The organism is Arthrobacter sp. 10L430 (genome assembly GCF_056395245.1).
The window spans coordinates 28,011-41,802 of sequence record NZ_JBFTJD010000001.1 but is presented as its reverse complement, the minus strand read 5'-3'; the positions used below and the strand labels follow the sequence as shown (position 1 = coordinate 41,802).

Below are 13,792 nucleotides of genomic sequence, written 5' to 3'. Positions count from 1 at the left end.
CCTGTGGACGTTTTCCACCACATTTACGTTTTCCACATAGAGCGGCAGTCACCTGTTGCTGACGAGCGGCGGCTCCGTAGCGTGGCAGCATGCCAGCCATCGGATTGTTTCCCCTCAGGGCCTCCCGTCCCGCCGCCCGCACCAACCGGCGCAATGCCGTGCCCCGGACCGGGCGGTCCCGGACCGGCCGCCTGGCAGGCTGGCTGAACCGCAACCGCCGCCTGGCTGTGGCGCTACTGCTCTGTGGGGCGGCCGGAATCGCCGTCCACCAGCTCACCCCGGCCCCCGCACACACAGTCTCGGCTCTCGCCGCCGCACGGGACCTGCCGGCCGGGGCTACGCTTGGCAGCACAGACGTGGCCACCATCAACGTTCTGCCCTCCATGCTCTCCGCTGGAACATTTACGGAAGCAACGGGACTGAATGGCAAGCAACTGGCCGCACCGCTCCGGAAGGGGCAACTCTTCACAGACGCCCAGCTAGTGGGGCCCGGCCTGCTTACCGGCGCTCCAGCCGGCTCAGCCGCCGTGCCGCTGCGGATGGCGGACCCCTCGTCAATCCGGCTCGTCTCCCCCGGCCAGCTCGTCAACGTCGTACTCACCAGCGGCAGTGGTTATGAGCAGAAGGCGGCTTCCAAAGTTCTCGCCACGGCGGTGCCCGTACTGTGGACCTCGGCCGAGGAGGGCCAGGACGGCCAGTGGCTCAGCTCCGGGGACTCCGACGGTTTGATGGTGGTGGCCGCCACCCCGGCAGAGGCAAGCGCCCTGGCGGGGGCGTCAACGCAGGGAAAACTCTTTTTCGTACTCGTGGGCCCAGGCCCGTGACACCGCATGAACTCAGCTACGGCTAGCCCCAGTGCGGCGGCTTCTGCTCCTTGAGCCAGGCATCATGGTCGTTGTCGGATTCAGAGTCGCCCCAGGCCCTGGGATCGTCCTCAGACGCTTTGTTGGGCACCGCGCTGCCCGGTTCCAGCGGACCCGATGGCTTCGCCGGAGTGGGAGCCGCAGTGGGAGTGGGAGGCGTTGAACCCGGGCTGGATTCACTATTCACTGCATCACGATTCACTGCGCTCTCTCCTGCCTGTCCTCGGTATCACCGTCGTAATCGTTCTCGGCGCCGGTTTCTACCTCGTCCTGATCCGGGGTGTCCACGTCGTCCCTATCGTCGTCGTCCCGGTCCTCATCTTCGACGTAGTCCTGGTCCGGGTCTTGCCGGTACGGCTCCTGATCCGCCGACGGCTCATAGGATCCCCCCAGGCTTGTGACGTCGTCATCGAGGAAGCCCGGCCCCGCCGCGGACCTGACGGGACGAGCCGGCTTCTCGAGTCCGAGGTAGCCGCCGATCCGGTCAGCGCACGCCGATGGATCCGTGAACACCTCAATCGTCCACAGCGGCATATACCGCCAGCCGAGGCGCTCCAGAAGCTGCGGGCGCAGCCTGCTGCGTTCACGGACCGTCATCTGCCGGTACTGCTCGGTGCCGTCAGACTCGATGGCTACCGGGCGCGGAATCTCGGCCTCGTCCTGGCCCATTGTGCTCAGGGGGTCGGCAGCGGCCACGACGTCGATGACGCCGTCGTACTGGTGCCAGACGCGGGCCCCGCGTGCCCGGAGCCGGTCGCCCAGGTCGGCCACGAGCGGATCGGCCCCGAGCGCCTGCTCGCTGGCCGCGGCACGGGAAGCCGGAGTCCCGAGGTCGGTGTTGCCGGCGATTTCACGGTCAAGCAACTCATAGAGGTCCACCGCTCCGTGTGCCAGCCGGGTCCGGTCAAGGTCTTCCGGCTTGAAGCATGTCAGGACATGCAGGGACTGGCGGGCGCGGGTCATTGCCAGGGCAAACTTGGCACGGCCGCCCTCGGCAGAGAGCGGACCAAAGTTATGGAGTGCCCGGCCGTGGGGCGTCCGGCCATAGCCGGGGGAGAAAATCACATGGTCGCGGACCAGACCCTGGGCACGCTCCAGATCCACGACGCGGAACGATTCCTCGCCCGCGGTGAAGAATTCGGCGAGCATCGGATAGTTGGGCAGTTGCGTTCGGATCGCCTCGCCGATCCTCGCGGCGTGACGCAAGCTGGCGGTGACGACTGCAAGGGACGTGCGCGGACGGAAGCGGGCGTGTTCGAACACCAGCTCCACCACCCTGTTCACTTCGGCCACTACCGACTCCACGCCCTCGTGGTCCGCGCTCGGCAGTCCCGTGCCGTCGGGCAGGTACTCCACCAGCAGGGCACGGTCCAGCCCAGTCGCGGACTGGCCTTCGGGCAGCCGGCGGAGGCCGCCGTCGTAAAAACCCTTGCTGAGCTGCAGGACGAGGTCCTCGTCCACCGCGCGGTAGACGGACCGCAGCCGCCACATCGGCAAGACCTCGGCAAGGGCGCTGAAGGCGCTCCCCACACTCTGGTGCGTGGGTTCCCCGGCAGCGAGCCGCTCCACCGCCACCGTGAAGGAACGGGGGCTCGCAATCTTGTCGTCGCCAAAGGCAATAACCTGCTTGGCCCGGGCCACGGCGGGCAGGACCGCCTGGAGCGAGGTCGCTTCGGCGTCGAGAATCACCACGGCGTCAAATTTCTGCTCGGCCGGCAGGAGACCGGTCATGAGGTACGGGCTGACCGACCAGACAGGTACCAGCATGGGAACCAGCGCGGGAGCCTGGGCCGTGAGCGCCGCAAGAGTGACCCGCCCGTCCTTGAGGAGGCTCCGGAGGAGGTCCGCCTGGCGCGGGTTCTCCGCGATGCCGGCGCTCCAGCGCTCGGCGAGCTGCCACCGCAGCCGCCCGGCACCGCTGGCGATGTGGGCGTTGTCGGCAAGTCTGTACTCGGCTTCGAGCTGGCGCAGGGCGTCGCCGTCGGACATGGCGAGGTAGTCGTCGCCGCTGATCATTGCTTCGAGCGCGGACTGCCACCAGGCCAGGTCAAGCTCCGCCGCGACGGACTCCGCCGGGACCTCCCGCTCCGAGAGGTCGGCAAGCAGTTCGCCGAGGCCGTGCTCGCGCATGTTCTCGATGAGGAGTGTGCGTTCAGGCAACGTCTGGAGGGTCTGGGTGTCCGCCACCAGCCGCTCCAGCCGTTCCATCAGTTCCGGGTAGGCCGTTTTTTCGAGTGCTCCACCGGCCGCCGTATGCCGCAGCGCGTCTCCGAGCATCTTCAGTTCGCGGGTGAGCCCGCGGTACATGATGCTGATCTCGGCGAGGCCGGATGGAACCGCCGGATGCCGCTGCGTGGTGGCATAGTCCGACCACAGGGCACGCTGCTCCTGGACCAGCGCCAACGAACTGTGAAGGTCGGCGATGTGCACGCCCGGGCGGACGTATTCCTTCGCTACGCGGCGCAGGCGCGACCGCTGCATGGACGGCATGTCGATGCCGTGCTCACGCCGCCAGGCCGACGACGCGGTCGCGGAGATCAGGTCGTGGACCGGCCGGTCGAAAATGTCCGGGGTGAACTTATCCAGGCTCTCCCGGACTGCCACCAGCAACCGGAGCTGGGCACCCCACTCCGCAAAGTTCGCACCGAGCCGGATCTCGGCATGGTCCGCGACGTCCTTCATGCGGCTGTGCAGCACCGGCAGCTTTTTCTCCACCGAGCGCGCGAGCTCCTGCGCTTCTTCTGTCTCCTTGCGCGTCACGAGGCGGGCGCCGTGCCACGGGCTGGACGTGGAAGCGCTGCTGAAGCTCCCGAGTTCCGCAGCGCGCTTCAGCCGGCCCGCGAGTTCTTCCCGGTCCCGGATGTTGTCCAGCACGCTGCGCTTCAGCCGCACGGTGGTGGCCGGGGCGGGCTGGATTGAGGTCAGTTCCGCCAGCGACTGCATTGCTTGGTAGGGCGAGCAGCCCCATCGCTTACGGACGTTGTGCAGCGACGCCACGTGGTCCATCAGGGCGTGCCGGTGCTCGATGAGTGTCTTGTGCAGGCTGCCCAGCCGCGGCTCGGCTGATTTTTCGTTCCGCACGATTGCCCTGACCAGCTGCCCCTTGAGCTGCTGGGGCGTCGCACTGCCGGACAGCTGGAACAGGATGGACTCCAGCCCCAGGCCCTCGAAGCGGGCAGCCACTTCATTGAGGCTGGCGCGCCGGTCCCCCACCACGAGGACAGTCTTGCCTTCGTCCACCAGCGCACCAACGGTATTGATCGCCGTCTGGGTCTGTCCGGTGCCGGGCGGGCTGCTGACCAGGAGCGAGTCCCCTGCCCGCACGGCGTCGATCACATACTGCTGGTCCGCGTCGGCGTCGAGCAGGAGCAGTTCGCTGGCTGGATCACGTTCGTCCACGCTCGGGAAGCGTCCGGGCTGCAGCACCGGTAGGTCACCGGCTTCCCCGGCCGCGGCACGGGACAGGGCGGCCACGAGGGCGTTTTGCTGGTTGATCCAGGGGTCGTCGAGGTTGCCCGCAAGGTCCGCGAACGTCGAAACGAGCAGGTTGTGCTCCACCTCGGCGCCGTGGATGGGTTTGACGAGGGTGCTGAGTCTGTCCAGCACGGGCTGCGGGTCGAAGCGTGCGGTGCTGTAGGCCATCCTGGTGACGGCGTTGACGTCGAAAACGATGCCGTGGATGGTCTTCAGGTGGCGGATCAGTGCCGGATTGATGCGGGCCTGTTCCGTGAGCTGAAGCTCGTAGTCGTCTTCCCCGGGCCTGATGGTGAGGGAGATGGCGGTCAGCATGACCGGCGCCGATACCCGCTGGGGCTTGCCCCCGACGGCGGATGTCCACACCACGGTCCCGGCGGACAGGTAACCGGCTTCGATGCCGCGGTCGTTGGCCAGCTCGAAAATCTTGGAGCGAAGGTTCCGGGAGGCGCGGGCAGCCACAACATACTGCTGGTGGTCGCGGATCAGCGTGGACAGCCTGGTGCGGCGTCCGGCCATGAGCTGGGCAAGGCCGGATGGGTGGGCATGCGTCAGGTCTATGGAACCTTCAGGCGTTTTGGTGAAGCGCAGCATGGTGTCCGCTCCGGTGACGGGCTTAAGCCCGGACAGCCACTTCCTGAGCTCCTCCGAACCCTCTGAGTCGACCTGACCAACTGACACTACTGCCTTCTTTTCTGCGCTTGCACGTGACGCCTTGGACCATACGGGCATACTTTCGAGCGTAGCCGGAAACGGCCGCTGGTGAGAGACCGCAACACTGGAACGGGCTAAGTTGCGGCGCATTTCACCTTGCGCCGGTTGCACGGGATAAACGGCAGTCCCAAACCACGCTTGGCAGAAAGCCAAATGGCCGGCCTCCTCGCGGAGACCGGCCACTCAAAACGCTATTCCCACTCGATGGTTCCCGGCGGCTTGCTGGTGACGTCCAGCACTACCCGGTTGACGCCGTCGACTTCGTTCGTGATCCGGTTCGAAATCCGGGCGAGCAGATCGTACGGCAGGCGTGACCAGTCGGCCGTCATGGCGTCCTCGGAGGAGACGGGACGCAGCACGATGGGGTGCCCGTAGGTCCGGCCGTCGCCCTGCACTCCCACGCTGCGGACGTCGGCGAGCAGCACGACGGGCATCTGCCAGACGTCGTTGTCGAGGCCGGCAGCGGTCAGCTCGGCGCGGGCAATGGCGTCCGCCTTGCGCAGCAGGTCGAGGCGTTCCTTGGTGACCTCGCCGACGATCCGGATCCCGAGGCCGGGGCCGGGGAAGGGCTGGCGGCCCACGATTTCCTGCGGCAGGCCCAGCTGTGCACCAACGGCGCGGACCTCGTCCTTGAACAGGGCGCGCAGCGGCTCGACCAGCTCGAACTGCAGGTCCTCAGGCAGCCCGCCCACGTTGTGGTGGCTCTTGATGTTCGCAGCACCCTCGCCGCCACCGGATTCGACGACGTCCGGGTACAGGGTTCCCTGCACGAGGAACTTGATCTTTTCGCCGTGCGCGGCAGCTTCGGCGATGATGGCAAGCTCGGCTTCTTCGAACGCGCGGATGAATTCGCGGCCGATGATCTTGCGCTTGGTCTCCGGATCGCTGACGCCGGCCAGGGCCGACTGGAAGCGCTCCTGCTCGTTGGCCACGTAGAGCTTGACGCCGGTGGCGGCCACGAAGTCGCGTTCCACCTGTTCGGCTTCGCCTTCGCGCAGCAGTCCGTGGTCCACGAACACGCAGGTCAGCTGGTCGCCGACGGCGCGCTGGACGAGGGCGGCGGCGACTGCCGAGTCCACGCCACCGGAGAGGCCGCAGATGACCCGAGCGTCGCCGATCTGCTTGCGGATCCGGTCCACCTGTTCCTCGAGGATGTTGCCCGTGGTCCAGTTCGGTTCCAGCTTGGCGCCCTTGAACAGGAAGTTCTCGAGGACCTGCTGGCCGTAGGCGGAGTGCTTGACCTCCGGGTGCCACTGCACGCCGTACAGGCACTTTTCCTCGTTCGCGAAGGCTGCAACCTCGGCGCCGGCGGTGGTGGCCAGCACTTCGAAGCCTTCCGGTGCCTCGTGCACAGAGTCGCCGTGGCTCATCCACGTGTTCTGGTGCTGCGGCATGCCCTCGAGCACGGAGCGGCCCTCGCCAAGGATAGTGGTCTGGGTGGAGCCGTACTCGCGCAGACCGGTCTTGTCGACCTTCCCGCCCAGCGCGTTGGCCATCGCCTGGAATCCGTAGCAGATGCCGAAGACCGGGACGCCTGCCTCGAAGAGGTCGGCGCCGACACTCGGCGCGCCGTCGGCGTAGACGCTGGAAGGCCCGCCGGAAAGGATGATGGCGGCGGGGTTCTTGGCCAGGAGCTGCTCGGTGGTGTAGGTATGCGGAACCACTTCCGAATACACATTCGCTTCCCGGACGCGGCGGGCAATCAGCTGCGCGTACTGGGCACCGTAGTCAACAACCAGCACCGGCTTCTGGGAAGTCTGGGATGCAGTGGGAGTAGTCACCGTCCTAGACTACTTTGCACGGTCACCCGCACGCACCTTGAGGGGCCCTGCTGTGACGCACGAAACGTCAACGGCAGCCTAGTAGCGGCTTGCCGCCTCCGGGTTGGCGGCGAGTTCGGCCTCCACCTCGGCGTGGAACTTCTTCTCCACGATGAAGGACAGGAAAGGGACCACCCCGCCGAGCGCCAGCAGGACCATCTTGGCGAACGGCCAGCGCATGAGCGTCCAGAGCCGGAAGTTGGACATGAGGTACACCACGTACATCCAGCCGTGAACAATCAGCACCGTCACCGATACGTTGACGCCGCCGAGCACACCCTTGGGCTCCGCGTCCGCAAACCCGAACGCGAACGGCTCGCCGGTCACTGCGTCCGTTCCGCCCGCGAACAGGTACTGGCCGAAGGCGTAGCGGGCCACCAGTTCCGAGCAGAGCAGCAGCAGCATGGCACCGGTGAGGTAGGCCATGACCTTGTAGAACTTCAGGGCAGAACGGATCTGCGCCTGCGTGCCGCCGAAACGTCGCTTCTTCGCCCCCGCGCCCGCTGAATTCGATGGCTGCGGCTGGATGGCAGGCTTGGGTTCAATCATGGCTGTACCTTTTGTTGGGTCTGGTCGTGATGGGTCTGTCCGCCTTGGGACTGTTCGTGCTGGTCATCAAGCTCGTCCTCAAGGCGCCGCTGGTGGTCGTCCTTGACCAGCCGCCACCAGATGAAGAGGGCGAAACCGGCGAAGACAATCCATTCCACGGAATAAAAAAGATTGAGCCAATTGATCTTTGCCGGCGGGGGCTGGGCGCCGATGCTGAGCGGCTCGAGGCCGCCGGCGGCGGCGGCAGCACCGACGTCGGACGTTCCGGAAAGCTCGGCAGTGGCGGAAACGAAAGCCGGGTAGCTGCTGACGTTCCAGATGTTGATCAGTTCTGCGACCGACACCGCGGAGGCCTGACCCGGTGCGGGGGCAATATTGGGCACCGGCGCCTCGGACGGCAGGAGCCGCCCGGTCAGCCGGATGGTGCCCGACGGCGGGGCGCCCGCTTCCGCGGGATCGGCAATCCATCCGCGCGCCACCGGTATCCAGGTTTTCGGGGACGCTGCAGTGCCCTTGAGCACCGGGGCGTCGGTGACGGCGAAGGCCGCAACCACCCAGTATCCGGTCTTGCCGCCCTTAAGTCGGCCCGGAACGAGGACCTGCTTGGCGGGATCATAGGTGCCGGTGGCGGTGACCATCTGGTCGGCCACCGAACCGCGGAAGAATTCGCCGGGTTTCAGCGTGCCGGTGAGGTCCTTGACTTCCTCGGTGGTCGGATTGACCGGCACCTCGGGCGTCGTGGACCTGCCGAACTGCCACTGGCTGAGCAGCACAAACACACCGGAAAGGACGATCGCAAAAACGAGGCCTGCGATCCACCGGGGCTTGAGGGCTGTTTTCCACACCCCTTAACCGTACTTCGTCCGCGTGTAGAACAACGAAACGGCTGGTGGTTCCACAGGTTTTCAGTGGTCGAAGAAGACCAGGCTCGAGTTGATCAGTTCCGCGATCACTTCGGCGTCATACGCCCGGCGCAGGGACTCACGGAAGGATTCCTTGGACAAGGACCTGGCGAGGGTGGCCAGCACCTCGAGGTGGTCTGAGAAGGAGCTCGCGGGAGTGGCGATCAGGAGCACCACGGTTGCCGGGCCGTCGGCAGCGCCGAAGTCGAGGGCTTTCCCGTACTTGGTGATGCCCACGGCGATGGAGGTCCGTGACACAAATTCGCTGCGGGCGTGAGGCAGTCCCACTCCCCCGGGCAACCCGGTGGCCAGCTGGTGCTCCCGCGCGTTGACGTGCTTCAGGAACCCGTCGAGGTCGGAGATGCGGCCGGCGTCGTACAGCTTGCGGGCAAGCTGCGTCGATGCATCCAGTTTGTCCGTTGCGTCCATCTCCAGAATCACCATTTCCGGTGTGGTGAGCTCCGCATCGTAACGGTCCAGTGGTTCCGCCAAAGTGGTGTCCCTTCAGTGAGGCCGAGCGCCTCTTCCGCGGCGGATTGCGATCTCAGCGCAGCGGGACGATGTCCTCCACGCCCAGGCGAGCAGCGTCTGCGGACTCGTCGTCCGGCTGCTGCTGACTGAGCCTTTCGGCCTCCACCCGCGCCAGGTAATGCTTGATTTCGCTTTCCCGCTGCGCATCGCTCCAGCCAAGAATTTCTCCCATAAGCTTAGCGACTACAGGTACGGCCGACACACCGCGGTCCCACGATTCAATGGAAATGCGGGTTCGACGGGTCAGGACGTCGTGCACGTGACGGGCGCCTTCGTGGGTTGCCGCGTAGACGGCCTCGGCCTGCAGGTAGTCGTCTGCCCCGGGCAGGGGCTCTGCAAGCTCAGGGTTCTCGCGGATAAGGGCCAGCACTTCGGACGTCATGGACCCGTAGCGGTTGAGCAGGTGCTCCACTCGGGCCACGTGCACGCCGCTCTCCTCCGCCGTCCGGTTGCGGCGGTTCCAGGCCGCTTTGAATCCGCTGGCGCCCAGGAGCGGGATTGTTTCCGTGCAGCTTGGGGGCACGCGTTCGTCCATGCTCCTGGTGGCTTCGTCCACGGCGTCCTTGGCCATGACCCGGTACGTGGTCCACTTGCCCCCGGCCACCACGACGAGCCCAGGCACCGGATGGGCCACCACGTGCTCACGGGACAGCTTGGCGGTAGAGTCATTCTCCCCCGCCAGCAGCGGGCGGAGACCGGCGTACACGCCCTCGACGTCCTCCCGGGTAAGGGGCCTCTTGAGGACCTTGTTCACGTGTTCCAGCAGGTAGTCGATGTCCTTGCTGGATGCCGCCGGATGGGCCTTGTCCAGGTGCCAGTCGGTGTCAGTGGTTCCAATGATCCAGTGCCGGCCCCAGGGAATGACGAACAGTACGGACTTCTCGGTCCGCAAAATCAGGCCGACGGTTGACTGGAACCGGTCCCTGGGCACCACGAGGTGGATGCCTTTGGAGGCGCGGACCTTGAGCTGGCCGCGGTCCGTGACCATGGCCTGTGTCTCGTCCGTCCAGACCCCGGTGGCATTGATGACCTGCTTGGCCCTGATTTTGAAGGTGGACCCGTCCTCGTGGTTGACCACCTTGGCACCCACCACGCGTTCCCCCTCCCGGAGGAAATCCACCACCGCCATCTGGTTGACGGCGTGGGCCCCGTAGTGGGCGGCGGTACGGACGAGGTTGGCCACGTACTTGGCATCGTCCACCTGCCCGTCGTAGTAGCGGATGGATCCAACGAAGGCATCGTCCTTCAGGCTGGGCGCCGCCCGCAGAGTGCCGCGCCGCGTCAGGTGCTTATGGAACGGAACCCCGCGCTTGTGCCCGCCGGAGATGGACATGAGGTCGTACAGCGCGATGCCCGCCCCGATGTAGGGCCGCTCAAAAAACGGCTTGTGCAGCGGATAGAGAAACGGGACCGGCCGCGCGAGGTGCGGCGCCAGCTCCGAGAGAAGCAGGCCGCGTTCCTGCAGCGCCTCCTTGACCAGCCCGAAGTCCAGCATCTCCAGGTAGCGGAGTCCGCCGTGGATGAGCTTGGAGGAACGGGAAGAGGTGCCGGCCGCCCAGTCGCTTGCTTCCACGATGCCGACGCTCAGGCCCCTGGTGATGGCGTCGAGCGCAGCACCACAGCCCACGATTCCGCCGCCGACGATGAGGATGTCAAGCTCCTTGCCCGGCTCCGTGGTGGCCTTGAGCGCGGCGAGGGAGGCTTCCCTCGCCTCCGGTCCCAGGGCGCCCTTGGGCACGGCCGAACCACCAGCAAAACTGATCATGATACGCCTCCATCCTCATCGAACGTCGTAGTTCAAAGAGTACTTCTTACCTCTGCCGATGGGCAGGGTACCGGAGCAAGGCGGAAGCGTCAGTTGCCGGCGTACGGCGACACCACGACGTCGACCCGCTGGAACTCCTTAAGGTCCGAATAGCCGGTGGTGGCCATGGAGCGGCGCAGTGCGCCGATCAGGTTGGAGGTGCCGTTGGTGTGGTGGCCCGGCCCGAAGAGGACCTCCTCGAGCGGTCCCACCGTGCCGACGTTGACCCTGTCGCCGCGGGGGGACTCCAGGTGGTGGGCCTCCTGGCCCCAGTGCCAGCCTTTGCCCGGTGCCTCTTCCGCCCGGGCCAGCGCACTGCCAAGCATGACGGCGTCAGCGCCCATGGCGATCGCCTTCACGATGTCGCCCGAGGCGCCCATGCCGCCGTCGGCAATGACATGGGCGTACCGTCCGCCGGACTCGTCCATGTAGTCCCGGCGGGCGGCGGCGACGTCGGAAATGGCGGACGCCATGGGCGAATGGATGCCCAGCGCGCGGCGCGTGGTGGTGGTGGCCCCGCCGCCAAACCCGACCAGGACGCCGGCAGCGCCTGTCCGCATCAAGTGCAGTGCGGGGGTGTAGCCGGCAGCGCCGCCCACGATCACCGGCACGTCAAGTTCATAGATGAACTGCTTGAGGTTCAGCGGCTCGTGGTCTTTTGAGACATGCTCGGCGGACACGGTCGTTCCGCGGATGATAAAAATGTCGACGCCGGCAGCCACCACGGTTTTGTAGTGTTCCTGCGTGCGCTGGGGCGTCAGGGAGCCGGCCACTGTGACGCCGGCTGCCCGGATTTCGGCCAGCCGGGAGGTGATCAGCTCGGGCTGAATGGGTGCCTGGTAGAGCTCCTGCATCCTGCGGGTGACGGCGGGGCTGTTGGTTTCGTCTTCGAGGGCGGCGATCTGGTCCAGGACCGACTGGGGGTCCTCATAACGGGTCCAGAGGCCTTCCAGGTCAAGGACGCCGAGACCGCCGAGCCGCCCCAGCGAGATAGCTGTCGCCGGCGACATGGCGGAGTCCATCGGCGCCGCGATGACCGGCATGTCGAACTGGTAGGCATCGATCTGCCACGAGACGGAAACGTCCTTGGGGTCACGCGTGCGACGGTTGGGGACGATCGCGATGTCATCCAGGGAGTAGGCACGACGCCCACGCTTGCCACGGCCAATCTCAATCTCGTAAGTCACGTGACCACTTTACTTGACCCTGCAGGTAGTGACGGATGACACCGGTCCGGGGCGAATTCCGGACCATAAGCCGCCGTCAGACTCCTTCATCTACGCTCAGCTGGGACTCGAACATCCTGAAGTAGCGGCCGCGCAGGGCCACGAGCTCCTTGTGGGTTCCCTGTTCCACGATCCGGCCGTCCTCCAGCATGTAGACGACGTCCGCCTTCTCTATGGTGGCCAGCCGGTGGCTGATGGCGATGATGGTGCTGCTGCGGTCGGCGAAGAGCCGGGTGAAGATGCGGTGTTCGGCAAGGGCGTCGATGGCCGACGTGGGCTCGTCCATCACCATGAAGGATGCGTTCCGGTAGAAGTTCCGGGCCATGGCCAGCCGCTGCCACTGGCCGCCGGAGAGGCCGCTGCCCTTCCGTCCCCGCGGATCCTCCATCCAGTTGCTGACGTGGTTGTCCAGGCCGTTGGGAAGCCGGTTGATGAAGTCCAGCGCTTCGGCGTCCCCCGCAGCCCGGCTGATCCTGCGGTCGTCGCGGGCCGAATCGACGTCTCCGAAGAAGATGTTTTCCGCCGCCGTGGCGAACTCGTATTTCAGGAATTCCTGGCTGAGCACTGCCAGATGGCGGTGCCAGGAGGTGACGTCGACCGCGGCGAGGTCGACGCCGTCGAGCAGTACCTGCCCCGAATCGGGGCGGTAGAGTCCGGCGAGGATGCGGATCAGGGTGGACTTGCCCGCGCCGTTCTCCCCCACGATGGCCACGTGCTGCCCCTCCCGGATGGTCATCGAGATGCCCTTGATAACTTCGAGGTCGCTTCCGGTGTAGGTGAACCGGATATCGCGCAGTTCAACCATTTTCGGTGCGGACAGCACCGGCGGCGAATGGTCGGAGTGCACCGGCAGCGCCATGAACAGTTCGTAGTCCTTGAGGTTGGCGAGGTCCTCGTCGATGGAGCTCAGGGAGGACACGAGGTTGTTGGCGGTGGACAGCGCACGGCTGACGATCTGCTGCACATACAGGAACTGGCCCACGGGCTGGGCGCGCGCGATGATCTGGCCCACCACCCAGATCAGGGACACAACTTCCGCACCGTACTGCAGGGCGTCCGCTGCGAGCTGCTTGGGGATGTAGCGCTTCTGGAAGTCGAGCCTGCGGCGCTCGTCCGCGTCGCGCAGACGCGAGCGGAGGCCCATGAGGTAGCCCACAATCCCGTACAGGCGCATTTCGGCGATGTGCTGCGGGCGCAGGAGGTTGGTCTCGATCATCCGGCGCTGCCGGCGGGAGTCCACCTGGGTATTCCAGTGCGCAATCTGTTCACGGGAGAGTTTGAACTGCAGGTACACGCTGGGCACGATGGCGACCAGGACGATCACGGCGATCCACCAGCTGACCAGCAGGAGGGCACCAATGGCCAGGAGCACGGAGACCAGCTGCGTGAAGATTGCGGCAATCCGGTCCAGCACCCTGGCATAAGAATCGGAGAACCTCTTGGCCCGGTCGTAGAGGTCCACCGTTTCTTTATCGTCGTACCGCCAGAATTCCAGGGCGAGGAACCGCTCGTACATGAGGTCACCCACGATGGCGCCCACCTTGAAGCTCATGAGCTGCTGGATGTAGCGGTCCACGCTGCTGAAGCCGCCCCAGAAGAGTCCCAGGGCGGCGGTGACAATGACGTAGACGATCGCCTGCTGGCCGGCCGCGGTATCCCCGGAGTAGGCCGCCGCCAATGCCGTGGTGGTCAATGCCGCGAAGTAGGTGGTGACGAGGGGCAGCAGCGCCGAGATCAGCGAGCCCGCGACCTTCATGACCACGGCCGCCGGCGAGGCCCGGAAACTGACCCGCAGCACCTGCGCCACGGCGCGGGCATAGGGCCTCAGCGCGAGCTTGCGCCGGGGCTGGCGGGCGGGGAGGAACTCGGACATAGCTTCAGCCTAGTCCGGCAGGGCTCCGCCGGTTGA

At 66.1% G+C, this 13,792-nt stretch carries 10 protein-coding genes; 1 reads left to right on the top strand and 9 read right to left on the bottom strand.

Annotation, left to right across the window (positions count from 1 at the left end):
* Positions 1-89 precede the first annotated feature (89 nt).
* Positions 90-824, top strand: a complete 735-nt coding sequence (gene cpaB / locus AC1DDG_RS00170; RefSeq protein ID WP_476874535.1) for a Flp pilus assembly protein CpaB — start codon at positions 90-92, stop codon at positions 822-824.
* A 22-nt stretch (positions 825-846) separates the two neighbouring features.
* Here cpaB and AC1DDG_RS00165 read toward each other — a convergent pair whose 3' ends face one another.
* The 9 genes from AC1DDG_RS00165 to AC1DDG_RS00125 form a co-directional block, all read right to left on the bottom strand.
* Positions 847-1,050, bottom strand: coding sequence for a hypothetical protein (locus tag AC1DDG_RS00165; protein ID WP_476874785.1), 204 nt, complete (start codon positions 1,048-1,050; stop codon positions 847-849).
* 11 nt (positions 1,051-1,061) lie between these two features.
* Positions 1,062-5,069, bottom strand: a complete 4,008-nt coding sequence (locus AC1DDG_RS00160) for an AAA family ATPase (protein ID WP_476874534.1) — start codon at positions 5,067-5,069, stop codon at positions 1,062-1,064.
* A gap of 173 nt (positions 5,070-5,242) precedes the next feature.
* Positions 5,243-6,832 (bottom strand): glutamine-hydrolyzing GMP synthase, encoded by a 1,590-nt coding sequence (guaA, locus tag AC1DDG_RS00155; RefSeq protein WP_230118637.1) that lies wholly within the window; start codon positions 6,830-6,832, stop codon positions 5,243-5,245.
* A 78-nt stretch (positions 6,833-6,910) separates the two neighbouring features.
* Positions 6,911-7,420 carry a DUF3817 domain-containing protein gene (locus tag AC1DDG_RS00150; protein ID WP_476874533.1) on the bottom strand — a complete coding sequence of 170 codons (510 nt, stop codon included), beginning with the start codon at positions 7,418-7,420 and terminating at the stop codon, positions 6,911-6,913.
* Complete coding sequence (locus AC1DDG_RS00145; RefSeq protein ID WP_476874532.1) at positions 7,417-8,265, bottom strand: SURF1 family protein; 849 nt, start codon at positions 8,263-8,265, stop codon at positions 7,417-7,419. Before AC1DDG_RS00145 ends, AC1DDG_RS00150 begins: the two co-directional genes overlap by 4 nt.
* Before the next feature lie 60 nt (positions 8,266-8,325).
* Complete coding sequence (locus AC1DDG_RS00140; protein ID WP_476874531.1) at positions 8,326-8,814, bottom strand: PTS sugar transporter subunit IIA; 489 nt, start codon at positions 8,812-8,814, stop codon at positions 8,326-8,328.
* A gap of 52 nt (positions 8,815-8,866) precedes the next feature.
* Entirely contained in the window at positions 8,867-10,618 is a 1,752-nt protein-coding gene (locus AC1DDG_RS00135; protein WP_476874530.1) for a glycerol-3-phosphate dehydrogenase/oxidase, read from the bottom strand.
* Positions 10,619-10,707: 89 nt separating this feature from the next.
* Positions 10,708-11,844 (bottom strand): GuaB3 family IMP dehydrogenase-related protein, encoded by a 1,137-nt coding sequence (locus AC1DDG_RS00130; RefSeq protein ID WP_476874529.1) that lies wholly within the window; start codon positions 11,842-11,844, stop codon positions 10,708-10,710.
* 76 nt (positions 11,845-11,920) lie between these two features.
* Positions 11,921-13,756 carry an ABC transporter ATP-binding protein gene (locus AC1DDG_RS00125; RefSeq protein ID WP_476874528.1) on the bottom strand — a complete coding sequence of 612 codons (1,836 nt, stop codon included), beginning with the start codon at positions 13,754-13,756 and terminating at the stop codon, positions 11,921-11,923.
* Between the last annotated feature and the right edge of the window lie 36 nt (positions 13,757-13,792).